This is a genomic window from Allobosea sp. 05L423 (assembly GCF_056397745.1).
In genome coordinates this window covers 105,735-131,533 of record NZ_JBFTOA010000008.1, presented here as the reverse complement: position 1 = coordinate 131,533, position 25,799 = coordinate 105,735, and the positions used below count along the sequence as shown (strand labels likewise).

Here is a 25,799-nt window from a genome sequence, read left to right as displayed (position 1 = left end):
CAAGCCCGAGCATGACGAGCCTTCCCTCAACGCGCGAAAACCGACCAGCCGGTCGCCTCGGCCAGGCGCTCCAGCGCCAGCGTGCCGAGCAGCGAGTTGCCGTTGGCGTTGAGACCGGGCGACCAGACCGCGATCGCGGCCTTGCCCGGCGCGACGGCGAGGATGCCGCCGCCGACGCCCGACTTGCCGGGCAGGCCGACGCGGAACGCGAAATCACCCGAAGCATCGTAGTGGCCGCAGGTCAGCATCAGCGCGTTGATGCGCCGCGCCCGCTGGGCCGAGACGACGCGCGGCCCGCCGGGCTCGTAGAGCCCGCCATGCATCAGGAAGCGCCCGGCCATGGCGAGCTGACGGCAGCTCATGGCAATGGCGCATTGATGGAAATAGACGCCGAGCGTCAGCTCCGGCGCATGGGTTACGTTGCCGAAGGCCTTCATGTAGTTGGCTAGCGCGATGTTGCGGAAGCCGGTCGCCTGCTCGGCCCGCGCCACCGCGTCGTCGATGACGATGGTATCGTCATCGGCCAGGTAGCGCACGAAGCGCAACAATTCGCCGATCGCGACACGGGGCTCGTGGCCGGCGAGATTGACGTCGGCGACGACAAGCGCGCCGGCGTTGATGAAGGGGTTCCGCGGCACGCCCTGCTCGCGCTCGAGCTGCACGATCGAGTTGAAGGGCGTGCCGGACGGCTCGCGCCCGACCCTGCGCCAGAGCGTGTCGCCGACCTTGCCGAGCGCCTGGGTCAGGGCGAAGACCTTGGAAACGCTCTGGATCGAGAAGGGCTCTTCGCTGTCGCCGGCGACGTGGGTCTGCCCATCCGCGGTCACGACGCAGAGCCCGAACTGACGCGGATCGATGCGGGCGAGCGGCGGGATATAGGTCGCGACCTCGCCGCGCTCGCTGGCGTCGCGCATCTCGTCGGCAATATCGCGGACGAGCCGCCCGATATCCGTCACGCCTGCAATCCCGGCTGTTGCGCGTGTCAGGCAAGCCCGAGCCGGGCCGGCGGGTCAAGCCCCGCCGGACCAGCAACCGGCCTATTGCAGCCGAAGCGTACCGCCGGACGAGGCGCCGCCGACCACCGGGCGCTGGGAGGCGATGATGCACAGCGACTTGCCGCGCGATTTCGCCTGGTACAGCGCTGCATCGGCCGCCGTCATCAGGCTGTTCATGTCGCGGCCATGCTCGGGAGCGAGCGCGATGCCCACCGAAGCACCGATATGGAGCTTGTGCCCGCTGTCGAGCTCGTAAGGCTCGGAGATCTCGCGCACAATCCGCTCGCCGAAGCGCTGGAGCTGAACCTGCTCGGTCTGCTCGGAGAGGACGACGAATTCGTCGCCGCCGATGCGCGCCGCGATGTCGGAAGCGCGGACGAGGCCACGCAGCCGCTCGGCTACGAGCTGGAGCAAGGCGTCTCCAGCCATATGGCCGTAGCTGTCATTGACGGCCTTGAAGCCATCGAGATCGAGATAGACCAGGGCAAGCCCCTTGGGAGGCGTCGCGTCGTCGAATCTCGCCGTAAAGGCCTTCGCCAGCCCGGCCCGGTTGGACAGCCCCGTCAGCATGTCGTGTCGCGCATGGAAGGCGTTCTCACGTTCCGCCCGCATGGTCGAGATCAGCATCCCGTTCAGCTTGTACGCGGCCATCGTCATGCTGAAGAGATAGAACGGGATCTGCATGAAGGTGATCAGCATCATCGGCTCGGACGCGAAAGGCGCTGCAAGCACGCAGGGCCCGAGCGTGAGCGCGATCATCACGCCGGCCATGCGCGGTGCGGCGAAATTCCGGAAGCAGATGCCGCCCACCATCGCAGCGGCCGAGAGGCAGGCGAGCGTCGCCGCAACCCAGTCACCGCTCATCAGGCTCAGAAATGTGCCGGCTCCGATACCGGCCGCCCAGGCAACGCCGAGCAGGAGATAGATGTCGGTAGGCGTCGATTGGCCGCGCGCCGCGCGTTTGCGCGCCGCAAGCAGGACGCAGAGCCGCACGAAGCAGCAAACGATCTCGAACGCGCACCAGAGCGTGAAGGGCAAGGTCGGGATGCGCCAGGCGATCAGGAAGGACACCGCCAGCGAATTCATGACGCCGCCGGCGAAGATCGGCAGCGTTCCGAAGAGGCTTGCCACCAGCGCGACCCGAATATCGGGGGGGACATCCGGGCCAGCATCCGCAAGCCAGCGCGTCACGCGCCAGCGCGGCAGGCTGAAACGGAGGACTGGGGCACTCATCGGCTGATCCGGCTCCTCTGGCGAGCAGGCCAGCGGAGCACCCGGTCGCCAAGGTTGCCTAGCAGCGAGGTGTTACGATTAGGTGAGAAAAGCCGCGAGAATCACGCAGTGCATGCAACGCAGGGCTGCGGAAAGCTCAGATCGTCACCGAATCTGGCGGTAGACCCAGACCCGCGCCGGCGGGATGTTCCGCAGCACCCAGTCAGAAACGAAGGCCTTGAGGCCGGAACCTTTCCGCGGGATCGGCGAGATCACCGAATAGGTGAACTGGATGAAGGGCGCGCCCTCGACCAACAGCGGGAACGCCTCGCGCGCCAACGCCGTGCGGGTGGCCGGCGGCCGGTTGAACAGGGGCAGGCTGGAGACCAGAGCGATCGCCTTCTCGTGCAGATGGCCGGCGAGCGTCTTGGACAACGCATACGCATCGCCCTGCACCACCGTCGCGCGCGGAAAGCGCCGGCGCAGGAGTTCGCAGAACTCCGGGCTGTATTCGACGAGGATCAGGCGGCTCTCGTCGATGCCACGCTCGATCAGCGCTTCGGTGACCGGGCCGGTTCCGGGGCCGATCTCGATGACCGGGCCTGGCTGCTCGGGATCGACAAAGGAGGCCATCCGGCGCGCGAGCGCCGGGCTCGACGGCGTCACCGAGCCGGTGCGCAGCGGGTCGTCGATCCAGGACTTGATGAAGCGGGCCTCGTCGCCGAGCTTCGCCTTGGCTTCGCTGACGCGACTCCTGAACTTCTCGGCGGTGTTGCGAACTTCGCTTTCGACCTTGTAGCGGACGGCAGCCACCTTGAGCTTGGCTTCCGCGACGCTGTCGACAAGGTCGGCCGCCGTCACCCGCACCTCGCCCTCGATCCGTGACGCCACGCGGGATTGCCCGAGGCGAGCGGCAAGCGACGTTGCGCGCGGACGATGACGGATCGTCGAAGACATGGCACCCCTTGATCGCCGCAAAGACGACGCGTCTGACGCAGCTGAACGTTACCTGCGCGGCATATGGGGTCAAGAGCGGCCGCCCGCCAAGTTCTTTTCCGCGGCTCTGGCAAAAAGCCGTCAGATCAATGGTCTCGGCGGTGGTGCCTGCTCGTAGATCGAGGCCATATGTGCCGTCAGGCGCGGGTTGAGCAGCGTCAGCCGCCCGCCCGAGAGTGAAAATAGCCCGGCCTTGCGCAGACGCGACCAGGTCTTGCTGGTGTGGACCAGCGACAGGCCCAGCGCGTCGGCAAGCTGCTGCTGCGTGAGCGGAAAGGCGAAGCTGCCGCTGCTGACGAGGCCCAGCGTGTCGGCGCGATGGTAGAGCGAGATCACCAGCGCGGCGATGCGCTCGCCAGCGCTGCGCTGACCGACCGAGGTCAGATTGTCGTCGATCAGGGATTCCTCGCGCGAGCCGAGCCAGGCCAGTTCATAGGCCAGCGCCGGCATCTTGACGAACAGATCCCAGATCCGCTTGCGCGGGAAGACGCAGAGCTCGACATCGGTGAGCGCCTCGATGCCATGCTCGGCGGCGCTGAGCAGCGAGGCCTGCAGGCCGACGAGATCACCGGGCAGCAGGAAATTGAGAATCTGGCGGCGCCCGTCCGGCAGGGACTTGTAGCGGAAGGCCCAGCCCGAATAGAGCGTGTAGAGTTCCGCATCCTCCTGGCCGGGGTGGATGATGTCGGCGCCGGCCGGAAAGCTGCGATGGTCGACCTTCATCGCCTGGATGAAGCGGATCTCGTCGTCGGTCTTGTCCTTGAAAGCGGGCTTGAGCCGCAACGGGCAGGCGAGGCAGGGCGTTCCCAATCGTACCTGCTTGCTGATGATGTTCATGAGCCGATCGATCCCCCGAAACCGATGCGAAAGGCCTCGGCATTCGACCAACTCGCAAGAGCGTTGGCGCGTTCCCCGCCGGCACCAAAGGAACCAACAAGCATTCCGTTGCGTTTTCCTGTCGAAACCGACCGTTTCTGGTCGAGAGCGTTGGGAGACGGATATGCTTAAAGCCAGCCTTGCCCCCGCTGTTCGCGCCCTGTTCTTCTTCGGCTTCATGGGGGCAGCCGTCACGGGCCTGACCATCGGAGCGCAGTTGCAAGTCCCGACCGACCAGAGCTCGACGAGCGTCGCGCAAGCCAGGGGCGAGCGTGACCCGGCAGCGGATCTGCGCTTTGCGGCCGTGGATCGTGCGGATCGTGCTCAGAGCACTGCGAAGCGTGCGATCGCCTCGCCCTCGCAGCAGGCTCTGGCTGGTGGGCCTGTCACGCATGTCGTGCGCTAGGACTTCTGACGGAACCTGACGCGATTTCTCGCGTTACACGCGCGGCGCATCCTCGCGTCGCACTTCAAAGCCGCCTCTGGCGGCTTATTTTTTTCAGTCTTGCGGACACAAGCCATGCTGCTGCGCATCCGGCACGCAACCACCTATCGCTACGCCCAGCCCGTCGCCTTCGGGCCGCATCGGCTGATGCTCCGGCCACGCGACAGCTTCGACCTGCGTGTCGTCGACACCGCTCTCTCGATCTCGCCCGCGGCCAGCCTGAACTGGATGCATGACGCCTACGGCAATCCCGTCGCCATCGCGAATTTCGAGGCCGAGGCGGATACGCTCGATATCGTGAGCGTCCTGATGCTCCAGCGCTTCGGCCCCGCCGTCCCGCGCACCGAGATGGGGCCCGGCGCCGCGCTGACGGGCGTGGTCTACAGCGAGAACGAGCGATCGGTGCTCCAGCCGTTTCTCGCGCTCGCCTGCGCCGACCCCGACAAGAAGCTCGATCGCTGGCTCGCGGATTTCAGGGCCCGGATCGGCCAGGGTTCCGGCCACCTCCTGCGCGATCTCGCCCATGCGCTCCATGGCGCGCTGACCTACACCGTCCGGTTCGACGAGGGCACGCAGCACCCCGTCGACACGCTGGAGAGCGGCGGCGGCACCTGCCGCGACTATGCCTGGCTGTTCATTGAGCTCGCGCGGCGCATGGGTTTCGCTGCACGCTTCGTCACAGGCTACATCCATGACAGAAGCCCGGAAGACGCCTTGCTGACCGCCGTCGGATTGACCCATGCCTGGGCGGACGTCTTCATTCCCGGCGATGGCTGGGTCGAGTTCGACCCGACCAATGATCTCGTCGCCGACCGCCAGCTCCTGCGTGTCGCGGTTGCACGAGTGCCGGAGGACGCCTCCCCCATCGCCGGCAGCTTCATCGGCCCGGCCGGCTCCTTCCTGGGACTGAGCGTCGGCGTATCGATAGAACCGGTCCGCGAGCCCTGATCTCGCGTTCAGGATGCGTGCCTGACACGCCAGCGGCCGAGCGAGCGACCCTGCGGTTCGGCCGTTTGTACGGCCTCGATCTGGGCGAGCAGGCCGGCAAAGATGCGGGGCGGCGCGCCGTGGCTGATCTCGCGATCCGCGTCGAGCCCGACCTCGATCGTGGTGTCGTCGATATCGACGACACTGACCGTGATCCGCACGCCCGGCGTGGCGCGCAGCGCGCGCGAGGCGACATCCGCGACCAGAAATCCAAGCGGAATGATGCGATCCACAGAGAGCGTCGCCGCCGTATCGATCCGACTCGCGACCCATTGGTCGCGGCTGCGGATCAGATTCGAGATCATGGTGACGACGTCGTCGAGGAAGAGATCGACGCGGACCGGCTGCATCTCTCCGTCAGCCAGCGTGAAGCGATAAGCGGCCGAAAGGACATGGACGCGACATTCGGCGTCGGCGAGAGCCAACCGGGCCTCGTTGCGGTAATCGCGCTTGCTCAGACCGATATAACTCTGGACGACCTGCAGGCTGTTCTTCACCCGATGATGCAGCTCACGCACGAGGAAGCGGTTGTCGTCCAGCGCGGTCTGCAGGCGGCGCTGGCGCACCTCCTGCTCATCGACCATGGCATTGAAGGCTTCGGCCACGCTGCGGATATCGCTCGGCATGTCATCCGCAATCGCAGCCCTCGTCCGCCCGGACGAGGCCCGCGCACGGGCCGCCGCTTCGATGCCGCGCAGCCAGCGGGCGCAATGCTTGTCGATCGCACGCAGGTAGACGATGCAAAGCAGGGCAAGCGTGATCAACGGCGCCAGGAGGAGAACGAAGAACTGCATGCGCGCGGCTTGGGCTGGCCCATCGTCGAAACTGGCGATGACGTAGAAGTCCGGCTCAGCGACCATCCGGGCGGCGTAGAGACGATCCTGCCCGCCGCGGCTGGGCGCCGTCCAGCGCTCGCGACCGGCCGGAACGCGATCCTGCTGCGGCAGCCACGTCAATACGGGATCGTCACCCCGGCTGGCGACAACGCTGCTGCCCCGGCCGATCAGCGCGATATCCATGTCCGAGCGGCCATCGCCAAGGTCGAAGGCGTTTTCGAGCAGTTCCGGGGTGGTCAGAAGGAGGGCCTGCTGCAGCTGCCCGTTCGCGGCCTGGGCATCGGCCATCACGATAGCGAGGTAGCGCTGGCCCTCGAGCGTGACCTGGTCATAGCGGATCCTCCCGAGATCGGCCCCGTTCCAGTTCGCCACGGAAGGAAGCCCCGCGAGCTGCCGGGCGACATCGTCCAGCGTCTCCTTCGAAAGATGGGCATCGAGAGATCCCGCGCAGATGCGCCCGTTTGCGCTGCGCAGGAAGAAGGCGCGGAAACCGCTCGCCCGCCGCATCGCCTCCAGACCCGCCTCTTCGCAAGCCTCGGGAGCGACCCGCGGATCGTTTGCCACCGTTCCGAAGGCGAGCAGCGCGCGCGACGCCCCGCGGAACCAAACGCGGGTGCGCACGGCGAAATCTTCCACCGCGCGCACCTGCGCTGCCTCGATCGTCGCGGTTGCAGCCTGATAAGTGGCATAGGCAGCGAAGGCCGTGGCGCATCCCACCGGCACCGCGATAGCGATCAGCAGGGCCAGGAGACGCCCTCTAACCGTGCTGAATCGCGCCAAACGCATCAGGAGCCGACGGGTTCGGAACCGACCCTTTGCATCGCGGCCGCGCTGGTGCGGTCCGGCCCGAGATCGTCGACGCTACCGATGGAGAGCAGCTCGGCGAGCTTCGTCCGCGCGCGGTTGACCCGGCTCTTGATCGTGCCGATCGCCACACCGCAGATGCCGGCCGCCTCCTCATAGGACAGACCTGTCGCCCCAACCATGATCAGGACTTCGCGCTGCTCCTCCGGAAGCTTGGCCAGCGCCTTGCGGAAATCGGCGAGGTCGAGGTGGCTCTCCTGATTGCCATAGGTGGCCATGCGCTCGGCATAGATGCCTTCGCTGTCCTGCACCTCGCGCCCGCGCTTGCGGTAGAGCGAGTAGTATGTGTTGCGCAGGATCGTGAACAACCAGGCGCGGAGGCTCGTGCCCGGCTCGAACTTGTCGGAATTGCCCCACGCCTTGAGAAGCGTGTCCTGGACGAGATCGTCCGCCAGCTGCATCGAGCCCGACAACGAAGCCGCGAAGGCGCGCAAATTCGGGATTTCGCGGATCAGGCCTTCCTTGAACTCGTTCGCGGCGCAGGAAGCCTGATTGGAATCACTTGCACTCATCGGACGACGCTCCGGCTGCGCGCTGTTCGGTAGCTTCCAGCTGCGCAAGCAGCACGAGGAATTTGTCCGGGACAGGTGCGTTCACGATGTCGTCGTAGTGGGCCTTCAGCGACCGACCGATGGATTCCTGCACCTTGGGATCCAGAACCAGCTCGAAGTCGTCATTGTCACCTTCGTCGGGTTCGGACATCGCTGTATCCAGATTGCTCATTTCGGCCCTCGCGCCACAACCGGGCCTGCTTTTCCAGCAAGTCCCGTACTTCGTTTCTCGGCCGGCGAAACCAGAGCCCAATGGCGGTGGCGACACCAATGCGCCCTAATAACAGGCTCGTTTCCAGAATGTTCCGCGTTCCGCAAAAAATAAATCGCTTGTCAGAGGCCGATCCTAAGCCATTATTTCGGCACGATAAAAGGGACGCGTTCATGTCTATCGCAAAAGAAATTGCGCCTCATCTTCCTTACCTGCGCCGGTTCGCGCGCGCTCTCAGCGGCACCCAGGCCAGCGGCGACGCCTATGTCGTGGCGATGCTGGAAGCGCTCGTTGCGGATCCTTCCGACTTTCCCCAGGGGATCGACCCGCGCGTCGGCCTCTATCAATCCTTCCTGAAGCTGTGGTCCTCGGCCAGTGTCGATACCGGCGAGCCCGTCGTCGAACTCTCCCGGGCTCCGGCCGAACGCAATCTCGAAGCGCTGACGCCACGGCCGCGGCAAGCCTTCCTGCTGCGAACCGTCGAAGGCTTCTCGATCGAGGAGGTCGCGACGATCATGCGCGTCGGCACGGCCGAGGCGGCCGCGCTGGTCCAGACCGCCGGCCAGGAGATCGCCGAGCAGGTCGCGACCGACGTGCTGATCATCGAGGACGAGCCGATCATCGCGCTCGACATCGAGACGATGGTCGAGGAACTCGGCCACAGCGTCACCGGCGTAGCACGCACGCAGCGCGAGGCGATCGCCCTCGTCGCCAAGAAGCGCCCGGGTCTGGTGCTGGCCGATATCCAGCTGGCCGATGGCAGCTCCGGCCTTGATGCCGTCAACGAGATCCTGATGTCGATCGACGTGCCCGTGATCTTCATCACGGCCTACCCAGAACGGCTGCTCACCGGTGATCGCCCGGAGCCCGCCTTCCTGATCACCAAGCCGTTCCAGCCGGAGGCGGTGAAGGCCGCGATCAGCCAGGCGCTGTTCTTCGATCGGCGAGCAGGTCGCAAGGCTGCCTGAATCCGGCTTTCTTGCGCTGCTCCAAAGCCCGCGGTTTCGCGGGCTTTTTTTGTTGCGATCCTTGGAACAGGCGGCGCCGCCGCGCGTTCGCAAGCCAATGTCGGTTTTGTTTCCGGTGCGGGAGGGCGTGGACGATGGCGGTGATCTGCTCGTCGGCAGCAATCGCAGCGACGTCGATCGCTGCAGCGCTGTTTTCCGGAGCCGTGGCTCCGGGAGCCTGGAGCGGAGAGATTCTGTCTCTGGTACTGGCCGCATCGACGAGCCTGGCTGTTGCCGGCGCCGCCGCTCTCGACAGCTGAATACGGCGCGTCACCTGGGCTCCGTCGCCGCACGAATCGCTTTCCTGGCAGCCGTCTGCCTCGTCCCCGCGTCAGTTCGGGCGGAGACCGCTGCGCCTGGCACCCAGCCGCTGCCCGCGCAGAGATTGCCGCCACCCCGGCCCGCGGAGCTTCCTCCGCGCGCGCCAGCTCCTCCGGAAGAAGCCAATTCCCCGCAGCCCTCGCCCTCGCAATCCCTGCCTCCGACGACAAGCGGGCAAGCTCAGGCTTGCCTGTCCAGATTGGCCTCCATTCCCGGAAATCGGGTGGAGCCTGCCGTTTCGGAGGTTTCCAAGGCCGACCCTGCCTGCCGCGTGGACGATCCGGTTCGGCTCCACAGCCTCGCACTCCCCGGCAGCGCATCGGGACAGACGGTCAGCTTCGAACCGGCGCCGCTGGTCAGCTGTGCGATGGCATCGGCCATCGCCGATTGGCTCGACACGAGCGTTCAGCCTCTGGCGCGGGGGTATTTCGCGAGCAGTCTGACCGGGATGCGGGTCGGCGGAGGGCAGGAATGCCGGCGGCGCAATCGAGCTTCAGCCGGCCCGATCAGCGAGCACGCCACCGGGCAGGCCCTGGACATCTTCGCCTTCAAACTCGCGGAAGGCGGCAAGTCGGAGATGATCCTGGTGGAGAAGCCCTCGGGCCTTGTCCAGAACCGCTTCCTCGATGCGGTGCGCCAATCGGCTTGCGGAGCCTTCATGACGGTGCTGGGGCCCGGCTCTGACGCCGCCCACGCCAACCACCTTCACGTCGACATCCAGGCGCGGCGCTCGCACACATCGCGCTTCTGCCAATGAAGGAAATGGAAATCTAGTCGGCGGCGTCGAACCGCAGCAGGAAGGATTGGCGTTCCGGCGATTCATCAAATCCGCCGCCATCGACGAGCCTGGGAGCCGCGCGCCGCGCGGCCATTACCGCAAGCGCCTCATCGCAATCGAGCCCCGTAGCCAGCAAATCCTCCAGCTCCCAGAACGGCGGAAGCACCGCTTCCGGGGCCGGGTCGTGGATTGTTGGGATTTCTCCCCGCAGGCGACTCACGGACATCGACATTCCCATGCCAAGATAACGAGTCAACGCAACAAGCTTGCTTTGGTTCCCTTACGGCGGAACTGTGGGTTTCTTGGGGCGTTTCGACCGGTCCACCGCCAGGAGCATATGCGATGAATACTGGGTATTCCCGATCCAGCCTCGCCCTCACCGCCTTCGCCGGCCTGGCAAGCCTGACCAGCCCCGCATTGGCCCAGCCGAGTGGGCCACCGACCGGGCGGCTATCCTGCACGCTCAGCAGCCCACCCGCCGCAGTCGTGACCTCGCAGAAGCCGATGGAGTGCCGTTTCCGCCCCCGCCGCGGGCCGCTGCAGCAATATACCGGTGTCGTGCGCGGCTTCAGCCTCGACCTCGGGTCGATCCGCAGCGCGGCGATGGCGTGGCGTGTCTTCGGCCCCTATGCACGCGCGTCGCTCGGAGCGCTCACGGGCCAGTACAACGCGTCAGGGACAGGCGCCGGAACAGGCGGGCATATGCTGACCGGCGGGGAGAAAAACGAAGTGACGCTGCAGCCGCTCCCCTTCCAGGGCCATCGCGGCATCAACGTCGCGACCGGCGTGACCGCCCTGGAACTGACGCTCGTCCCTCCCAGCAAGCGCCGCTGACAGGCGCGCTCCATCGATCAGCTAGGGATGCGTTCACCAACCTGATCGAACCGTCGAAGAAATTACCGTTTGCTAACCTTGACCCGGCAAAATTGACTCAAAGTCGACGCTTCTTCCCGCATATATGGCTAGAAGCAGGAACATCGCCAATCCCATGACGTTGTCGATACATCGTAGGATTGCAGTGAGTGAGAAGCCGGTCGATGGCTGATATTCGCGTTCTGATCGTCGAAGATGACCCGTTCATCGCCATGGACATCGAAAGTGCCGTGGCGGAGCAGCTCGGCGACGCGGCTGAGCTGATCGTAGTCGAATCCGTTGCGGAGGCGCGCCGCGCCGCGGCACGCAAGCTGTCCTGCGCGCTGCTCGACATCGACGTCGTCGGTGGGAAGACCTTCGACGTCGCGAGCGCACTTCAGAAGACCGGAACGCCCTTCGCTTTCGTCTCTGGATCGGCTCCGAGCGATGTTCCCGCGCCCCTGCGCAGCGCCCGTTTCCTGCGCAAGCCGTTCTCGATCCGAGAAGTGGCCAGTTTCGTCATGAATGCGATCGGCGCTCGGGACGGCGCCGTGCAGGGCTAGAACCGGCATCTGCCTCGCTCGAAGATGCTCTCGAGCAGGCGCTGACCAGGCTCTATCGGAGAAGCTAGCCGCAGCTCGAACTCGAGACCTCAAGCAGAGGCCGGTGAATTCTCCCGCTTCGGAAACGTCAGCATCACGCGCGTCCCGGGACGTTCGGTCCCCGGGCGCAACGGCTCGGTCGTCATGGTGGCCCGCATGCTGCGCAGCAGGCTCGCAATCACCGTCTGTCCCAAGCCCTTATTCTCGACGCCGGCGGGCAGACCGACGCCGTCATCCTCAATCGCCATGGTGAGGGCCGGCGCGTCCTCGGCGTCCGCGCGCGCGAACCGGATGGTGACACGCCCGGGCATGCCGTCCGGGAAAGCGTGCTTGATCGCATTGGTGACGAGCTCATTGACGATGACGACAAAGGAGACGGCGTCCCGCCCCGGCAGCCGGATCGAATCCATATCGAGATCAATGGTGATCGGGCGACCTTCCGCCGCCTTGCCGATCTCGGCGAGCAGATCCTCCATATAGGGGCGCGCGTCGATCTCGTCCGTCTCGATGTCGAGGCGCAGCCGCCTTTGGCCGGCCGCAATCGCCTGGATGCGCGATTGTGCCTGGGCCAGCGCTGCCTTCACGGCCGGCTCCCGCGTCTGGCGGCTCTGGACGTTGAGCAACGCCGAGACCATGGCGAGGTTGTTGCCGACACGATGATTGACGTCGCGCAGCAGCGCCTCGATCCGCAGGTGTTCGTTCTCGAGCTGCCTGGTCCGTTCGCTGACGATCCTTTCAAGTTCGGCATTGCTGACCGCCAGCGCCACGCTGCGGCGCTGGCGCCGGCGCAATTGCTGCCAGGCCGCGAAGGCCAGCCCCGCCAGCGCGATGACGATACCCGTGCTCGCCCAGAGCCGGCGACGCTCCTCGCGGCGATAGAGAGTCAGCAGGCGGGCGTTCTCCGTCTGCTGGATCTCCCGCACGGTGTCGCGCAGGCGATCCATCGCATCGATACCGCTGGAGTCACGCACGAGGGCCAGAGCCTGATCGCGGCGCCCCGTCCCCTCGAGCGCGATCGTACGGTCGAGCTCCTCGAATTTGAGGCGCATGTCGTCGCGCAGCTTGGCCACCTGCGCCTTCTGGATGGGATCGGCATCGACAAGAGCGGCGAGGATATCGAGCTCGGGCCCGGCCGCCGCCCGGCCCTCCGTGAACGGTTCGAGATAGCTCGCCCGCCCTGTGAGGAGATAGCCCCGCTGCCCGGTCTCGGCATCGCGGAGCCGGCCGAGGAAGCGTTCCGCCCGCTCGCGGATCTCGATGGCATGCGCAGCCGAATCGGCCGCCTGGCGCGCCTGCTGGTTGATCCACGCAGCCACGACGATCGCCACGGCAACCACCCCGATCGCAATGATCGTGGTCGTCGCCGAGCGAAGCCGCGTGCCGAAGGCCGGAAGGGCCGGAAGCGAAAGTCGACTGCGGGGTCTCACTTGGGCAGGCATGCCAGCCTTGTTAAAGGACGCATGCCGACATCCCTATGTAAAATGACACAGGCCGTCCATCATCACGGCCGCCGAGCAGAGCCGCGAGGATCACGCCTCGCCCTTTTCCTTGTCGCCGCCGGCAACGATCTGGCGGCCGAGAATGGCGCCGAGCACGACGACACCTCCAGCGACCACAATGCGCCAGTTCAGTCGCGGGCCGATCAGCTTCGCGGCCAATGGCGCTGCGGCGAGCGCCGCCGCTGCGGTCGGGCGTGGCGGCCGGCGCCTGCTCTTGACGAAAAGTCCGATGCAGACGGCCAGCAGAGCCGCCGCGAACAGGCCTCCCGCGATCCACAGGCTCGCAGCTATCGCGCCGTAGCGAAGCGCCAGCAGCGTGTGCAGGGCGTTCAGCGCGTAGCCGGCCGCGCAGAGCGACAGCAAGGCGGCGAGACCGAACAGGCCGTAGACGGTGACGTTGCGCTTCACCGCTCCGGAAATCTCCGAAGCGATGAAGGATCCGAGCCCCCCCAGCATGGTCAGCGCGCCGACAGATAGCCGACGAACAGCCCCACCGCGGCCGCCAGCCCGAGGGCACGCAGCGGCCGCTCGCGGATTTCATCCTCGATCAGCCTTTGCAACTCCGTGGCCTGTTCCTTGGCGACATCGACCATCTTGTCGGTATCGACGCCGACAGCGCGCAAGCGATCCGTCACAGTCGCCGCGATCTCCTCCGCGCTACGGGTCAGAGTGTCTTCCAGGGCGCTCGCCTGGCGCTTGGCGCGTGCGCCGGCCTGGTGAACCTCGGCCGAAACGTCCTCGGCGCCGGCTTCGACCTCGGCTTTCGCCCGTCTGGCTGCGGCGGCTGCCTGACGTTTCGCGGATGTCGTGGTTACCATGTCGATCGGTTCCTGTGGTGGGAGCAGAATGGTGCCGGGGCGGCGGCAGCGCTGCAAGTGGCTCTGCGCAGATGCCCCGCAGCTGTCGCAACGTCCCGGCTGCGGATTCTGTTCCGCGGCGCGGCTCAGGCGGGCTTGGCTTCGCGCGTTTCCGCGGCTTCAGCCTCCGCCTTCTCGCGCCGATAGCGCGCGAATTCCTCCTGCGCCACCATGGCGACGATGACGATCGGCGTCGAGAGCACGGCGCCGATCGGTCCCCAGAGCCAGAGCCAGAAGATGAAGCCGATGAAGACGAGGAAAGGCGAGATCGTCAGCCGGTTGCCGACGAAGACCGGAGTGACCGCATTGCCCTCGACGAGATGCAGCACGTAATAGGCCGCAGCCGGCCAGAGCGCGGCGAGGATCGACGGCGCATCCAGCAGCGCGCCCGCCAGCAGCAGCACGGCGACGATGACCGGCCCGATGAAGGCGAGATAGTTGAGCAGGAAACCGAGCGCACCCCAGAAAACCGGAAAGGGCAACCCTGCGAGCCAGGCAATGGTCATGGTCAGCAGCCCCATGCCGAGATTGATCACCGTCACCAGAGCGAAGTAGCGCGCCACCCGCGCCTCGATCTCCTCGAAGAAGGAGCCGGCGGAACGGCGCGCGCCGCGGCCGAGGCAGAGCCGGAGTATACGGGCCTTGAGATGGCGCCGTGTCGCCAGCCAGAAATAGACGGTGGCGACGAAGATCAGCATGCCGCCCGCCGCCGTCGAGGACGTCAAGGCTATATCGAAGAGCGGGTTTCCCTGGGATACGCTGAGCTCGGCGCCCTTTCCGGTCATCGAGGCGATGCCGCGCTTGAAATCGTCCATGAAGGCGAAGACGCCGGCGAGCTTGGTCTGGAGCGCCGTCATCATCGCCGGCGCCTGATCGCTCCAGCCAGCGACCGGAACCGCCAGGATCGCGACCGCTCCGAGCAACAGACCGATGAAAAGCAGGACGACGAGCGCCGAAGCCGCATGCTGCGGCACGCCGTAGCGGACGAGCCAGTCGACGAGCGGGCCGAGCACGAGCCCGAAGATGACGCCCGCCATGACCGGCATGGCGATGACCTTGGTCAGCGCCAACGATGCCGTGGCCAGGATGACGAAAATGCCGACGATCGCATAGCGGAGGATGAGATCATGCTCGTAGGGCGTGACCTCCTGTATCTCCTCCACCGGTTCCGGCTCCGCCATGTAACGCGGAAACGGCCGCCAGGTCGATGAGCTGAGCATGTTCTTGCTTCCAACCGCGCCCCCTGGCGCGACGGAGCGTCAACGCGGGAAGGATCGGCGGGGTTCCGGCAGGCTCAATGCGCCTCGTCCCAGTTGCCGGCGGCGCGGGCCTCGACCGCGAGCGGCACCCTGAGCTGCACGGCCGGATGCGGGGCATCGACCATCACCTTCTCGATGATCGGCAGGGTCTTGGCGACCTCCTCCTCCGGCACCTCGAAGACGAGTTCGTCATGCACCTGCAGCAGCATGCGGGCATTGAGCCGGTTCGCGGTCAGAGCGGCATCCATCCGGGTCATCGCCCGGCGGATGATGTCGGAGGCCGAGCCCTGGATCGGAGCGTTGATCGCCTGGCGCTCGACGAAGGCGCGCTCCGACGGGTTCTTCGAGGAAACCGCCGGGAAATGACAGACGCGGCCGAAGATCGTGGTGACCTGACCATGGGCGCGCACATGGGTCTTGGTCTGGTCCATGTAGTCGCGGATGCCGGGGAAGCGCTCGAAATATTTGCGGATATAGGCGCTCGCCTCCTCGCGGCCGATGCCGAGCTGGTTGGCGAGGCCAAAGGCCGAGATGCCATATATGATGCCGAAATTGATCGCCTTGGCGCGACGGCGCACCTCGCTGGGCATGCCCTCGACGGGAACGCCGAACATCTCGGAAGCCGTCATCGCGTGGATGTCGATGCCATCGGCGAAAGCCTGCCGGAGCTGGGGTATCTCCGCGATATGGGCGAGCAGGCGCAGTTCGATCTGGCTGTAGTCGGCCGAGACCAGCTTGAAGCCCCTCTCCGGGACAAAGGCCGTCCTGATCTTGCGGCCGGCCTCGGTGCGGATCGGGATGTTCTGGAGATTGGGTTCGGACGAGGAGAGCCGGCCCGTCGTGGTCGCCGCCAGCGCATAGGAGGTGTGGACCCGGTTGGTCTGCGGGTTCACATAGCCCGGCAGCGAATCCGTATAGGTCGATTTCAACTTGGCGAGCTGGCGCCACTCCAGGATCTTGGAGGGCAGCGGATGGCCCTGCTCGGCGAGATCCTCCAGCACGCCCGCGCCCGTCGCCCATTGGCCGGTCGCGGTCTTCTTGGCGCCTGCAAGCCCCATCTTGCCGAACAGGATGTCGCCGAGCTGCTTCGGGCTGCCGATGGTGAACTTCTCGCCGGCGACCTCGTAGATCTCGTCCTCCAGCCGCGCCAGCCCCTGCGCGAAGTCGCCGGAGAGGCGTGAGAGGATCTGCCGGTCGATGGCGATGCCGCGCGACTCCATGGCGGCGAGTACGGCGACCATCGGCCGCTCCAGCACCTCGTAGACGGCGGTCTTCTTTTCCGCAGCCAGGCGCGGCTTCAGCGCAAGCCAGAGGCGGAGCGTAACGTCGGCATCCTCGGCGGCATAGTCGGTCGCCTTGTCGAGCGGCACCTTGTCGAAGGTGATCTGCGACTTTCCGCTTCCAGCGACCTGCGCATAGGGGATCGTCTCGTGGCCGAGATGCAGCTCCGAAAGCTTGTCCATGCCGTGGCTGTTGGTACCGGCATCGAGCGCATAGGAGATCAGCATCGTATCCTCGATCGGGGACACGGTGAGGCCATGGCGTTCCAGAACCAGCAGATCGTATTTGATGTTCTGGCCGATCTTGAGCACGCTCTTATCGGCAAGCAGGGGCTTCAGCGCCGCGACGGCCTGCGCAAGCGGAACCTGCTCGGGCAGCAGCCCCTCGTCGAAGAGCCCGCCATCACCGGCACGGTGCTGGAGCGGGATATAGCAGGCGCGGCCGGGCGCGACGGCGAGCGAGATGCCGACGAGATCGGCCTGCATCGCATCGAGCGAGTTCGTCTCGGTGTCGAGAGCGACATGGCCGGCCTCATAGGCCCAGCCGATCCAGCGTTCGAGATCGGCCAGCGTGCGCACGCATTCGTATTTGGAGCGGTCGATCTTGGCCGCGATCGCCTCGTTCTTGCGGGACGCGGCAAGATCGGCCGGCTTCATCCAGCCGGCTTCGCCTCCGGTCGCCTCCGGCAGGGTGGCGGTCGGAGAAGGCGCGACGGGCGTGGTGGCCGAAACCGCGTCCTCGATGGCGTCGGCGCCGGCATAGAGCGCCTTGAGCTCGGCCGCGCGCGAGCCGCCCGGGGCCAATGCCGGATCGGCGTCGATGGCGCCGATATCGGCCTCATAGGCCTCAGCGACGCGCTTGGTGATGGTGGTGAACTCCATCGCCTTGAGGAAGGCGACGAGCTTGGCCGGATCGGGCTGCTCTAGCGTCAGATGCTCTAGCGGCGTCTCGACTTTGACGTCGTCGACGAGGCTGACGAGCTTGTGCGAGATGCGGACCTTCTCGATCACCTCGGGATTGGTCAGCGTCTCCCGGCGCTTCGGCTGCTTGATCTCGCCGGCGCGCGCAAGCAGGGTTTCGAGATCGCCATATTCGCCGATGAGCTGTGCCGCGGTCTTGATGCCGATGCCGGGCGCGCCCGGCACATTGTCGGTGGCATCGCCCGCGAGCGCCTGCACATCCGTGACCTTGTCAGGCGTGACGCCGAAATACTCGACGACCTCGGGCTCGCCGATGCGGCGCTCGGCGCGGAAGCCCGCGCCCTTCTTCTGATCGCCCGAGGCGGGGTCGTACATCGCGACGCCCGGCCGCACGAGCTGCATCAGGTCCTTGTCGGCCGAGACGATGAGGACTTCTGCGCCGGCCTCACGGGCCTGCTTGGCATAGGTCGCGATCAGGTCGTCGGCCTCGTAGACGTCCTGCTCGACCGGGATCAGCCCGAAGGCGCGCACCGCCTCGCGCATCAGCGGGAACTGGGGAATGAGATCAGCAGGAGGCTCGGAGCGATTGCCCTTGTAGGCCGGGTAGATCGCCTTGCGGAAGGAGTTCTCCGACTTGTCGAAGACGATGGCGAGATGGGTCGGCCTGACCCCGAGCACGCCCTCGCGCACGAACTGGAACAGCTTCGTCGCAAAGAGCCGGACCGCACCGGAGGGCAGCCCGTCCGAGCGGGCATTGTATTTCCGGTCCTGATTGATCGACTGGAAATAGGCGCGGAAAATGAAGTTCGAGCCATCGACCAGGAAGAGGTGGTCGCCGGGCTTCAGGGCGGGGGCGGTCGTGGCTGCATCGCTCATGGCGCGGACCATAAGCGGGCGGGCGCGGCCGGTCCATGGCGATGGCGCCCCGGTGTGCACGAAGCTGTCAGGAATGGCGGCGCCCAAACCGTCATGCTCGGGCTTGACCCGAGCATCTCTTTGACCAGTGCACGCTTGTCCCGAGATTCTCGGGTCCGCGCGACGCGCGGCCCGAGAATGACCGCAAGTTACTTCACGATCGCGTCGATCTCCGCCAATTCCTCGGCGCTCAGCGCCCAGTCGGCTGCCTTGACGTTCGCCGCGACCTGCTCCGGCTTGGTCGCGCCGGCGATGACGCTGGAGACGACCGGCTGCGCCGCCAGCCATGAGAAGGCGAGCTCGACGAGGGTATGACCCCGCGCCTCGGCGAAGGTCGTCAGCCCCTCGATCCTGCGCCAGTTATCCTCGCTGAAGATTTCATCGGCGCGCTGCGGCAGCTTGGTCAGGCGGGCACCTTCCGGCATCGCCGCGCCACGCTTGTACTTGCCGGTCAGCGCGCCGTTGGCGAGCGGAAAATAGGGCAGCAGGCCCATGCCGTAATGGGCGATGGCCGGGATCAGGTCCTTCTCGGCGCCGCGCTTCAGCAGGCTGTATTCGTCCTGCGCCGAAGCGAAGCCGGGAATGCCGAGGTCGCGCGCCGTCCATTGCGCACCGGCAACCTGCCAGGCGACGACGTTCGAGCAGCCGACATAGCGGACCTTGCCCTGGCGGACGAGATCGTCGAGGGCGCGCAGCGTCTCCTCGATCGGAGTCAGCGGGTCAGGCCGATGAAGCTGGTAGAGGTCGAGCCAGTCGGTCTTCAGGCGCCGCAGCGAATCCTCGACCGCGTTCATGATGTAGCGGCGCGAACCACCCTTCTTCACGCCCTCGGCATCCATCTCCATGCCGAACTTGCTCGCCAGCACGATCTGCTTGCGTCGCGCGCCCAGCACCTCGCCAAGCGCGGTTTCGGAGCCGCCGCGCTCGCCATAGATATCGGCCGTGTCGAAGAGCGTGATGCCGTGCTCGATCGCGGCATCGACGACCTTCCGGGTCGCATCGAGATCAATACGGCCACCGAAATTGTTACAGCCGAGCCCGACGAGCGAGACGCGCAGGCCCGAGCGGCCGAGATTGCGGAATTGCATGGCAGTGATCCTCCTCCGGAAGCCGCACACAGGATCAGAGCCGGGACAGGCCGACAAGCGCAGCCTCCGTCATCCTCGCACTGCACCGGGCGCAGGGCGGAATCATCGGCCGCGGCAACGTATTTGACCCAGCGCAAGGCGCGGACACAATGATCGGGCGAGCCTATGTCCCAGCGACTGCGAACCAGCCGGAGATCCCAATGGCCCCGTCGATCAAGAGTATCTTCACCGCCTATACCGAGGAAGGCCAAGGCGAGCAGGACTACGCGCTCGGCTACGCCCTGTCACTCGCTCAGCAGGCTAGCGCGCATCTGACAATCCAGGCTGCCGCGATGCGTTATGCCATACCGGCCTCCCTCGTCGGAGACTTCGGCGTGGCTTTCGTCACCGCCGAGAACCGCCGCATCGGCGTTCTGGCGGAGCGTTTTGCCGAACTCGCGCGGACCAGCGCCGGCCTTGCCGGGGTGACCAGCACGATCGAGACGCCGCAGCTCGTCTACGCCGAGCTCAGCGACCGGCTCGTCAGCCAGGCCCGCGTCCACGACCTCAGCGTGCTCGATCTGGAGAAGGATGCCGCCGAGCGCGACCGGGGCCTGATCGAAGCCGCGCTGTTCGACAGCGGCCGGCCGGTGATCATCGTGCCGCCGGGTTCCGAGACCTTCGCTGCCCGGCGCATCCTGATCGCCTGGGACGGCAGTGCGGGCGCGGCCCGCGCGGTTGCGGAAACCCGCCCGTTCCTGAAAGGCGCCGAGGTCGAGATTCTCTGCGTCACCGGCGAGAAGGATCTGTCGCGCTTGGTCGCCGGGGCGGAACTGGCGCCGCATCTGGCACGGCACGGCGCTTCCGTGACCGTTCGAAACGTCGCTGTGAGCGGAAACAATGACGTGGCCGAGACGATCCGGCAGGCAGCAACGGATTTCCGCGCCGATCTGATCGTCTGCGGCGCCTACAAGCACTCGCGGCTGCGCGAATGGCTGCTCGGCGGCGTCACGCAGTCGCTGCTGAAATCGACGCCACTGCCGCTGTTGATGAGCCGCTGAGGCAAGGTCGCCGGCAACCGCACTGGGTCAAGCGCAGGCTGCCGGCGATCCTGTTCAGGCCACTTCGGCCTTCTGCTTCTGCGAGCGCTTGCGGTCGTTCGGGTCGAGGATCGCCTTGCGCAGGCGGATCGACTTCGGGGTAACCTCGACGAGCTCGTCGTCGTCGATCCAGGCCAGCGAACGCTCCAGCGTCATCCGGATCGGCGGAGTCAGGCGAACCGCCTCGTCCTTCGACGTCGTGCGGATGTTGGTGAGCTTCTTGCCCTTCAGGACGTTCACCTCGAGATCGTTCTCGCGGGTGTGCTCGCCGACGATCATGCCCTGATAGACCTTCCAGCCGGGCTCGATCATCATCGGGCCGCGGTCCTCGAGGTTCCACAGCGCGTAGGCCACGGCCTCGCCGGTCTCCATCGCGATCAGCACGCCGTTGCGGCGCCCGCCGATCTCGCCCTTGTAGGGCAGGTAGTCATGGAACAGCCGGTTCATGATCGCGGTGCCGCGCGTGTCGGTCAGCAATTCGCCCTGATAGCCGATCAGGCCGCGGGTCGGGGCGTGGAAGACGAGACGCAGGCGATTGCCGCCGGAGGGACGCATCTCCAGCATGTCGGCCTTGCGCTCCGACATCTTCTGCACGACGACGCCGGAATGCTCCTCGTCGACGTCGATCACGACTTCCTCGATCGGCTCCAGGAGCTGGCCGTCCTCGCCGCGCTTCAGCACGACGCGGGGACGGGAGACGCCGAGCTCGAAGCCCTCGCGGCGCATGGTCTCGATCAGGATCGCGAGCTGCAATTCGCCGCGGCCGGAAACGATGTAGCTGTCCTTGTCGGAGGCTTCCTCGATCTTCAGCGCGACATTGCCCTCGGCCTCCTTGAACAGGCGGTCGCGGATGACGCGGGTGGTGACCTTGTCGCCCTCGGTGCCGGCGAGCGGGGAATCGTTGACCATGAAGGTCATCGACACCGTCGGCGGATCGATCGGCTGCGCCTTGATCGGAGTCTCGACGCTAGGGTCGCAGAAGGTGTCGGCGACGGAGCCCTTCACCAGGCCCGCGATCGAGACGATGTCGCCGGCGACGGCCTCCTCGATCGGCTGGCGCTCCAGCCCGCGGAAGGCGAGAATCTTCGAGATGCGGCCGGTCTCGACGGTCGAGCCGTCACCGGAGAGCACCTTCACGGTCTGGTTCGGCTTGGCCGTGCCCGAAGTGACGCGGCCGGTGATGATGCGGCCGAGATAGGGGTTGGCTTCCAGCAGCGTGCCGATCATGCGGAACGGGCCTTCCTCGACCGTCGGCTCCGGCACGTGCTTCAGGATGAGGTCGTACATCGGCGCCAGGCCCTGGTCCTGCGGGCCTTCCGGCGAATGAGCCATCCAGCCCTGCTTGCCCGAGCCGTAGAGGATCGGGAAGTCGAGCTGCTCGTCGGTTGCGTCGAGCGCGGCGAAGAGGTCGAAGACCTCGTTGATGACTTCGGTGGTGCGGGCGTCGGGCTTGTCGACCTTGTTGATCGCGACGATCGGGCGAAGGCCGAGCTTCAGCGCCTTGGAGACCACGAACTTGGTCTGCGGCATCGGGCCTTCGGCCGCATCGACCAGCACGATGGCCGAGTCGACCATATTCAGGATGCGCTCGACCTCGCCGCCGAAATCGGCGTGGCCGGGGGTGTCGACGATGTTGATGCGCGTATCCTTCCAGACGACCGAGGTCGCCTTGGCCAGGATGGTGATGCCGCGCTCCTTCTCGAGGTCGTTGGAGTCCATCACGCGCTCGATGACGCGCTGGTTGTCGCGGTAGGTGCCGGACTGCTGCAGCAGCTTGTCGACGAGCGTGGTCTTGCCGTGGTCGACGTGCGCGATGATGGCGATATTGCGCATGGACATGCGGGTAGGGCCTTGCTTTCAAGGCCACGAGCCGGTCAGGTTCGAAGCCCTGCCGGCGCAGCCTGTTTCACGTGAATCTGGAATTCGTTGCGCTGCACATAAACGTTGGAAGGCGTTTCGGCAACCGTTCAGGCTGCCGAAAGGTGAGCGCGTTTAGTCTTCGGCCAAAGCCCGCTGCCGTTCGGCCACGGCCCGCCCGACCTGATCGATGGCAAGCCGGTAGGCGGCCAGAGCGGCAGTGTCGAGGTCGCCCTTGGCATAGTCGGCGAGTACGCGGGTCAGGATCTGGTCCGCCTCGCTCCCCAGCCGGGCGAGTTCCGCCTCGTCCTCGCAGGAGCGGATCACGGTAAGCAGCTCCAACAGCTCGTCGAGGCCCGACATGGCGCGGCGGCGGCGGTTGGCGCTCTCGCGGCTCAGCAGCGCGGCTCCGCCCGTGCCGACCGCGGAGAGAACCATCGCGCCGATATAGAACCAGTCGCCATAGCGATCGAAGAAGCTCTCCTGCTCGCCGTCGATATAGGCGGCCGCGCCCGAGTGAACCGGCAACGGCGCGTCCTTGTCGGTGGAGGGGGTCTCCAATGCCTGCACGGCCGGTACCTCCGTCGCCAATGTCAGCCTCAGGCCGAGGATGTCCTTGGTCAGTTCGCCGACGAGATTGTCGTCGAGATTCTGTGAGGCGACGAGCCGCGAGGTGATCGAGATGGTCTGCAGGCTCTCGGCCGGCCGGGGCGGGTCGCCGCCCAGCGCGCCGCGGACGATCTCGCCGGATTCGATCGCGCGATAGTGAGCGGCCAGCGCGTCGGCCTCGCGGACGGGGATCAGGACCGGGTCCTCGCCCCAGGCCTCGCGCAGCCGGCGCAAACCGTCATTGTTGGTGTGCGAACCGACGGCATTGATCGAAAAAAACACCTCGATGCGCTGCTCCTTCACCGCCGGGATCACCTCGTCGGGCAACAGGGCGACGATCTCGACGTCCTCGGGCCGAACCTCGTACTGCGCCAGGACGCGCTTGAGCAGGACGAGATTCCCCGCTGGATTGCGGATCACGCCGACCTTGCGGCCGCGCAGATCGGCGATGCGGCCGACGGCGCTCTCTTTGGTCGTAATGAAGAAAGGAAAGGTCCGCCGGGTGATCAGCACCGTGTCGGCGGTCGAGGGCATGGCGATGTCGGCCCGCAGCATGGCGAGATCGGCCTGTCCGGCATCGATTTTCTTCGCGCTGTCCTCGGAACCTTCCGTCAGGATGAGGCGCAGGCGGATGGCGGCCTTGTCGCGGTTGAGCCCCTGGACGAAGGCGGCCGCCATGCGCGCGTCCTCGGAGCCGAGGGGGCCGACAGCCAGGCGCAGCGTACGCGGCTGGCTGACATAGTAAAACACCGCCGCGGCGAGGCCGGACATGGCGAGCAAACCCGCCAGAACCGCCAGACCGCGCCTGCCCATGCCCAGCCGGACCAATCCTTGCCCCCTTCTTCGCCCCGTTCAGCATGACTTCCTTCGCCATCATGTCGCAAGTACGGCATGCACCGGCGAACGGACCGTGCTAAACGCCGCGCCATGTCCAATGGTTCGCCCTTCCTGATCAAGATCTGTGGTCTCTCGACGCCCGAGACGCTGGAAGCTGCGCTCGCGGCCGGCGCCGACATGATCGGGCTCAATTTCCACCCGAAGAGCCCGCGCTACGTCACGCTGGAGCGGGCCAAAGAATTGGCGGCGATCGCCCGCGGAAGGACCGAGATCGTGGCGCTCGTCGTCGACTGGAGCGAGCAGCAGTCAGCGGAGCTCGTCGAGGCGCTGAAGCCCGACTGGTTCCAGTTCCACGGCCGCGAGACTCCCGAGCAGACCGCGGCGCTGCGCCGTGCCGTTCGCCGGCCGGTGATGAAGGCGCTCGGCATCGCCACGGCCGAAGACCTCAAGGCCGTCGCGACCTATCGCGATGCCGCCGACCTCATCCTGCTCGACGCCAAGCCGCCGAAGGACGCCGCCTTCCCCGGCGGGCACGGCAAACCCTTCGACTGGAGCCTGCTCGCCGGCATCGACCGTTCCCAGCGCTTCATGCTATCGGGCGGGCTCGATCCGGCGAATGTCGCCGAGGCGATCCAGGTGACCCGTCCGGCCGGTGTCGACGTATCATCAGGCGTCGAAAGCGCGCCGGGGGTCAAGGACCCGGCCCGGATCGCGGAATTCATCGCGGCGGCCCGCAAGGCCGCTGCGGCAATACAGGAAGGCTCGAGCGCATGAACGCCCCCTCCCACCCGAACAGCTACCGCAACGGCCCGGACGAGAACGGCCGCTTCGGGATTTTCGGCGGCCGCTTCGTCGCCGAGACGCTGATGCCGCTCATCCTCGAGCTGGAGCAGGCCTATAACGAAGCCAAGGCCGATCCGGCCTATCACGCCGAGATGGCCCATGGGCTCAAGCACTATGTCGGCCGCCCGTCGCCGCTCTATTTCGCAGAGCGCCTGACCGAGCACTTCGGCGGGGCGAAGGTCTACCTCAAGCGCGAGGAACTGAACCACACCGGTTCGCACAAGGTGAACAACGTGCTCGGCCAGATCCTGCTGGCGCGGCGCATGGGCAAGAAGCGCATCATCGCCGAGACCGGCGCCGGGCAGCACGGCGTCGCGACCGCGACGCTTTGCGCCCGCTACGGCCTCGAATGCATCGTCTATATGGGCGCGGTCGACGTCGCCCGGCAGGCGCCGAACGTGTTCCGCATGCAGATGCTCGGCGCCACCGTCGTGCCGGTCGAATCCGGCACCAAGACGCTGAAGGACGCGATGAACGAGGCGCTGCGCGACTGGGTGACCAATGTCGCGACGACCTTCTACTGCATCGGCACGGTCGCCGGCCCCCATCCCTATCCGGCGATGGTGCGCGACTTCCAGTCGATCATCGGCAAGGAGACGCGCGAGCAGATGCAGGAAGCCGAAGGCCGCCTGCCGGATTCGCTGATCGCCTGCATCGGCGGCGGCTCGAATGCGATGGGGCTGTTCCACCCCTTCCTCGACGACCCATCCGTCGAGATCTACGGCGTCGAGGCCGCCGGCCACGGCATCCCGAGCGGTTTGCACGCGGCATCGCTGAGTGGCGGGCGCCCCGGCGTGCTGCACGGCAACCGCACCTTCCTGCTGATGGACAATGACGGGCAGATCAAGGACGCCCACTCGATCTCGGCCGGGCTCGACTATCCCGGCATCGGCCCGGAGCATTCCTGGCTGCACGATGTCGGCCGGGTGACGTACCTCTCGGCCACCGACGAGGAGGCGCTCGAGGCGTTCCAGCTGATCTCGCGGCTGGAAGGCATCATTCCGGCGCTGGAATCGGCCCACGCGCTCGCCCGCGTCGCCGAGCTCGCCCCGCAGAAGCCGAAGGACCATCTGATGGTCGTCAACCTGTCCGGCCGCGGCGACAAGGATATCCCGCAGGTTGCGGAGATCCTGGCGGCGCGCTGATCGCCGCCGGGAACACCCGACATTCTTGCCCCGAAGCCCTCGACTCCCGGCATATAATCAGCAACCATGGGTTGCTC

26 protein-coding genes are annotated in these 25,799 nt (G+C 66.3%); 10 read left to right on the top strand and 16 right to left on the bottom strand.

Translation table 11 applies throughout. The features are described 5' to 3' along the window. Window positions 1-26: 26 nt before the first annotated feature. From AC1DNE_RS18780 to AC1DNE_RS18765, 4 genes are all read right to left on the bottom strand, one after another. The gene (locus tag AC1DNE_RS18780; protein ID WP_476766720.1) at window positions 27-956 is read right to left on the bottom strand and encodes a glutaminase; all 930 of its coding nucleotides are present in this window, start codon (window positions 954-956) and stop codon (window positions 27-29) included. Between the two features lie 81 nt (window positions 957-1,037). After that, window positions 1,038-2,228: a GGDEF domain-containing protein gene (locus AC1DNE_RS18775; protein WP_441471218.1), complete on the bottom strand. Its 1,191-nt coding sequence runs from the start codon at window positions 2,226-2,228 to the stop codon at window positions 1,038-1,040. 144 nt (window positions 2,229-2,372) lie between these two features. Further along, window positions 2,373-3,098 (bottom strand): class I SAM-dependent methyltransferase, encoded by a 726-nt coding sequence (locus AC1DNE_RS18770; protein ID WP_441471217.1) that lies wholly within the window; start codon window positions 3,096-3,098, stop codon window positions 2,373-2,375. A gap of 186 nt (window positions 3,099-3,284) precedes the next feature. After that, window positions 3,285-4,040 (bottom strand): Crp/Fnr family transcriptional regulator, encoded by a 756-nt coding sequence (locus tag AC1DNE_RS18765; protein ID WP_476766719.1) that lies wholly within the window; start codon window positions 4,038-4,040, stop codon window positions 3,285-3,287. A 163-nt stretch (window positions 4,041-4,203) separates the two neighbouring features. On the opposite strand from AC1DNE_RS18765, the gene AC1DNE_RS18760 reads away from it, so the two are divergent. Both AC1DNE_RS18760 and AC1DNE_RS18755 read left to right on the top strand, forming a co-directional pair. Beyond that, window positions 4,204-4,485, top strand: coding sequence for a hypothetical protein (locus tag AC1DNE_RS18760; protein WP_441471215.1), 282 nt, complete (start codon window positions 4,204-4,206; stop codon window positions 4,483-4,485). Between the two features lie 114 nt (window positions 4,486-4,599). Next, window positions 4,600-5,472: a transglutaminase family protein gene (locus AC1DNE_RS18755; RefSeq protein ID WP_441471214.1), complete on the top strand. Its 873-nt coding sequence runs from the start codon at window positions 4,600-4,602 to the stop codon at window positions 5,470-5,472. Window positions 5,473-5,480: 8 nt separating this feature from the next. Here AC1DNE_RS18755 and AC1DNE_RS18750 read toward each other — a convergent pair whose 3' ends face one another. Genes AC1DNE_RS18750 through AC1DNE_RS18740 form a run of 3 tightly spaced genes read right to left on the bottom strand, consistent with a single transcriptional unit; the run spans window position 5,481 to window position 7,913 of the window. Continuing rightward, on the bottom strand, window positions 5,481-7,133 hold the full coding sequence (locus tag AC1DNE_RS18750) for a histidine kinase dimerization/phosphoacceptor domain -containing protein (RefSeq protein WP_476841148.1): 1,653 nt from the start codon (window positions 7,131-7,133) through the stop codon (window positions 5,481-5,483). Beyond that, window positions 7,133-7,723, bottom strand: a complete 591-nt coding sequence (locus tag AC1DNE_RS18745) for a sigma-70 family RNA polymerase sigma factor (RefSeq protein WP_441471212.1) — start codon at window positions 7,721-7,723, stop codon at window positions 7,133-7,135. The genes AC1DNE_RS18750 and AC1DNE_RS18745 overlap by 1 nt, the downstream gene beginning before the upstream one ends. Then, window positions 7,710-7,913, bottom strand: coding sequence for a NepR family anti-sigma factor (locus tag AC1DNE_RS18740; protein WP_441471211.1), 204 nt, complete (start codon window positions 7,911-7,913; stop codon window positions 7,710-7,712). The genes AC1DNE_RS18745 and AC1DNE_RS18740 overlap by 14 nt, the downstream gene beginning before the upstream one ends. Window positions 7,914-8,146: 233 nt before the next feature. Between AC1DNE_RS18740 and AC1DNE_RS18735 the strand changes: the two genes are divergently transcribed. The 3 genes from AC1DNE_RS18735 (at window position 8,147) to AC1DNE_RS18725 (ending at window position 10,058) form a co-directional block, all read left to right on the top strand. Continuing rightward, on the top strand, window positions 8,147-8,941 hold the full coding sequence (locus AC1DNE_RS18735) for a response regulator (RefSeq protein WP_441471210.1): 795 nt from the start codon (window positions 8,147-8,149) through the stop codon (window positions 8,939-8,941). Window positions 8,942-9,075: 134 nt separating this feature from the next. Beyond that, window positions 9,076-9,240, top strand: a complete 165-nt coding sequence (locus AC1DNE_RS18730; RefSeq protein WP_441471351.1) for a hypothetical protein — start codon at window positions 9,076-9,078, stop codon at window positions 9,238-9,240. A 125-nt stretch (window positions 9,241-9,365) separates the two neighbouring features. Next, a complete protein-coding gene (locus AC1DNE_RS18725) occupies window positions 9,366-10,058 on the top strand; it encodes an extensin-like domain-containing protein (RefSeq protein ID WP_441471348.1) in 693 nt (230 codons plus the stop codon). 13 nt (window positions 10,059-10,071) lie between these two features. Here AC1DNE_RS18725 and AC1DNE_RS18720 read toward each other — a convergent pair whose 3' ends face one another. Next, window positions 10,072-10,311 carry a hypothetical protein gene (locus AC1DNE_RS18720; RefSeq protein WP_441471209.1) on the bottom strand — a complete coding sequence of 80 codons (240 nt, stop codon included), beginning with the start codon at window positions 10,309-10,311 and terminating at the stop codon, window positions 10,072-10,074. Window positions 10,312-10,421: 110 nt separating this feature from the next. Between AC1DNE_RS18720 and AC1DNE_RS18715 the strand changes: the two genes are divergently transcribed. Both AC1DNE_RS18715 and AC1DNE_RS18710 read left to right on the top strand, forming a co-directional pair. After that, window positions 10,422-10,913, top strand: a complete 492-nt coding sequence (locus AC1DNE_RS18715; protein ID WP_441471208.1) for a DUF992 domain-containing protein — start codon at window positions 10,422-10,424, stop codon at window positions 10,911-10,913. Between the two features lie 203 nt (window positions 10,914-11,116). Then, a complete protein-coding gene (locus AC1DNE_RS18710) occupies window positions 11,117-11,494 on the top strand; it encodes a response regulator (RefSeq protein WP_441471207.1) in 378 nt (125 codons plus the stop codon). Window positions 11,495-11,583: 89 nt separating this feature from the next. Here AC1DNE_RS18710 and AC1DNE_RS18705 read toward each other — a convergent pair whose 3' ends face one another. The 6 genes from AC1DNE_RS18705 to AC1DNE_RS18680 form a co-directional block, all read right to left on the bottom strand. Further along, window positions 11,584-12,972, bottom strand: coding sequence for a sensor histidine kinase (locus AC1DNE_RS18705; RefSeq protein ID WP_476766716.1), 1,389 nt, complete (start codon window positions 12,970-12,972; stop codon window positions 11,584-11,586). A gap of 90 nt (window positions 12,973-13,062) precedes the next feature. After that, complete coding sequence (locus tag AC1DNE_RS18700) at window positions 13,063-13,488, bottom strand: hypothetical protein (RefSeq protein ID WP_476766715.1); 426 nt, start codon at window positions 13,486-13,488, stop codon at window positions 13,063-13,065. A 2-nt stretch (window positions 13,489-13,490) separates the two neighbouring features. Continuing rightward, window positions 13,491-13,850 (bottom strand): glycine zipper domain-containing protein, encoded by a 360-nt coding sequence (locus AC1DNE_RS18695; protein WP_441471204.1) that lies wholly within the window; start codon window positions 13,848-13,850, stop codon window positions 13,491-13,493. A 125-nt stretch (window positions 13,851-13,975) separates the two neighbouring features. After that, the gene (locus AC1DNE_RS18690) at window positions 13,976-15,109 is read right to left on the bottom strand and encodes an AI-2E family transporter (RefSeq protein WP_441471203.1); all 1,134 of its coding nucleotides are present in this window, start codon (window positions 15,107-15,109) and stop codon (window positions 13,976-13,978) included. 74 nt (window positions 15,110-15,183) lie between these two features. Continuing rightward, entirely contained in the window at window positions 15,184-18,225 is a 3,042-nt protein-coding gene (polA, locus tag AC1DNE_RS18685) for a DNA polymerase I (RefSeq protein ID WP_441471202.1), read from the bottom strand. A gap of 188 nt (window positions 18,226-18,413) precedes the next feature. Further along, window positions 18,414-19,352, bottom strand: coding sequence for an aldo/keto reductase (locus tag AC1DNE_RS18680; RefSeq protein ID WP_476841147.1), 939 nt, complete (start codon window positions 19,350-19,352; stop codon window positions 18,414-18,416). Between the two features lie 200 nt (window positions 19,353-19,552). On the opposite strand from AC1DNE_RS18680, the gene AC1DNE_RS18675 reads away from it, so the two are divergent. Further along, entirely contained in the window at window positions 19,553-20,392 is an 840-nt protein-coding gene (locus AC1DNE_RS18675) for a universal stress protein (protein ID WP_441471200.1), read from the top strand. A gap of 54 nt (window positions 20,393-20,446) precedes the next feature. Here the strand turns inward: AC1DNE_RS18675 and typA are convergent, their stop codons facing one another. Both typA and AC1DNE_RS18665 read right to left on the bottom strand, forming a co-directional pair. Then, entirely contained in the window at window positions 20,447-22,270 is a 1,824-nt protein-coding gene (typA, locus tag AC1DNE_RS18670) for a translational GTPase TypA (protein ID WP_441471199.1), read from the bottom strand. 153 nt (window positions 22,271-22,423) lie between these two features. Beyond that, a complete protein-coding gene (locus tag AC1DNE_RS18665; protein WP_441471198.1) occupies window positions 22,424-23,710 on the bottom strand; it encodes a TAXI family TRAP transporter solute-binding subunit in 1,287 nt (428 codons plus the stop codon). A 114-nt stretch (window positions 23,711-23,824) separates the two neighbouring features. Here AC1DNE_RS18665 and AC1DNE_RS18660 point away from each other — a divergent pair, with 114 nt between their 5' ends. Both AC1DNE_RS18660 and trpB read left to right on the top strand, forming a co-directional pair. Then, the gene (locus tag AC1DNE_RS18660; RefSeq protein ID WP_476841146.1) at window positions 23,825-24,508 is read left to right on the top strand and encodes a phosphoribosylanthranilate isomerase; all 684 of its coding nucleotides are present in this window, start codon (window positions 23,825-23,827) and stop codon (window positions 24,506-24,508) included. Further along, window positions 24,505-25,722, top strand: a complete 1,218-nt coding sequence (gene trpB, locus AC1DNE_RS18655; protein WP_441471196.1) for a tryptophan synthase subunit beta — start codon at window positions 24,505-24,507, stop codon at window positions 25,720-25,722. Before AC1DNE_RS18660 ends, trpB begins: the two co-directional genes overlap by 4 nt. The last annotated feature ends 77 nt before the right edge of the window (window positions 25,723-25,799 follow it).

Coding starts and splice junctions, on each gene's coding strand:
- AC1DNE_RS18680 (WP_476841147.1), bottom strand. CDS start 19,352: ATGCAATTCCGCAATCTCGGCCGCTCGGGCCTGCGCGTCTCGCTCGTC.
- AC1DNE_RS18730 (WP_441471351.1), top strand. CDS start 9,076: ATGGCGGTGATCTGCTCGTCGGCAGCAATCGCAGCGACGTCGATCGCT.
- AC1DNE_RS18690 (WP_441471203.1), bottom strand. CDS start 15,109: ATGCTCAGCTCATCGACCTGGCGGCCGTTTCCGCGTTACATGGCGGAG.
- AC1DNE_RS18775 (WP_441471218.1), bottom strand. CDS start 2,228: ATGAGTGCCCCAGTCCTCCGTTTCAGCCTGCCGCGCTGGCGCGTGACG.
- AC1DNE_RS18720 (WP_441471209.1), bottom strand. CDS start 10,311: ATGTCGATGTCCGTGAGTCGCCTGCGGGGAGAAATCCCAACAATCCAC.
- AC1DNE_RS18755 (WP_441471214.1), top strand. CDS start 4,600: ATGCTGCTGCGCATCCGGCACGCAACCACCTATCGCTACGCCCAGCCC.
- AC1DNE_RS18745 (WP_441471212.1), bottom strand. CDS start 7,723: ATGAGTGCAAGTGATTCCAATCAGGCTTCCTGCGCCGCGAACGAGTTC.
- AC1DNE_RS18675 (WP_441471200.1), top strand. CDS start 19,553: ATGGCCCCGTCGATCAAGAGTATCTTCACCGCCTATACCGAGGAAGGC.
- AC1DNE_RS18660 (WP_476841146.1), top strand. CDS start 23,825: ATGTCCAATGGTTCGCCCTTCCTGATCAAGATCTGTGGTCTCTCGACG.
- AC1DNE_RS18705 (WP_476766716.1), bottom strand. CDS start 12,972: ATGCCTGCCCAAGTGAGACCCCGCAGTCGACTTTCGCTTCCGGCCCTT.
- AC1DNE_RS18665 (WP_441471198.1), bottom strand. CDS start 23,710: ATGGGCAGGCGCGGTCTGGCGGTTCTGGCGGGTTTGCTCGCCATGTCC.
- AC1DNE_RS18710 (WP_441471207.1), top strand. CDS start 11,117: ATGGCTGATATTCGCGTTCTGATCGTCGAAGATGACCCGTTCATCGCC.
- trpB (WP_441471196.1), top strand. CDS start 24,505: ATGAACGCCCCCTCCCACCCGAACAGCTACCGCAACGGCCCGGACGAG.
- AC1DNE_RS18760 (WP_441471215.1), top strand. CDS start 4,204: ATGCTTAAAGCCAGCCTTGCCCCCGCTGTTCGCGCCCTGTTCTTCTTC.
- AC1DNE_RS18735 (WP_441471210.1), top strand. CDS start 8,147: ATGTCTATCGCAAAAGAAATTGCGCCTCATCTTCCTTACCTGCGCCGG.
- AC1DNE_RS18750 (WP_476841148.1), bottom strand. CDS start 7,133: ATGCGTTTGGCGCGATTCAGCACGGTTAGAGGGCGTCTCCTGGCCCTG.
- AC1DNE_RS18740 (WP_441471211.1), bottom strand. CDS start 7,913: ATGTCCGAACCCGACGAAGGTGACAATGACGACTTCGAGCTGGTTCTG.
- typA (WP_441471199.1), bottom strand. CDS start 22,270: ATGTCCATGCGCAATATCGCCATCATCGCGCACGTCGACCACGGCAAG.
- AC1DNE_RS18695 (WP_441471204.1), bottom strand. CDS start 13,850: ATGGTAACCACGACATCCGCGAAACGTCAGGCAGCCGCCGCAGCCAGA.
- AC1DNE_RS18700 (WP_476766715.1), bottom strand. CDS start 13,488: ATGCTGGGGGGGCTCGGATCCTTCATCGCTTCGGAGATTTCCGGAGCG.
- AC1DNE_RS18715 (WP_441471208.1), top strand. CDS start 10,422: ATGAATACTGGGTATTCCCGATCCAGCCTCGCCCTCACCGCCTTCGCC.
- polA (WP_441471202.1), bottom strand. CDS start 18,225: ATGAGCGATGCAGCCACGACCGCCCCCGCCCTGAAGCCCGGCGACCAC.
- AC1DNE_RS18765 (WP_476766719.1), bottom strand. CDS start 4,040: ATGAACATCATCAGCAAGCAGGTACGATTGGGAACGCCCTGCCTCGCC.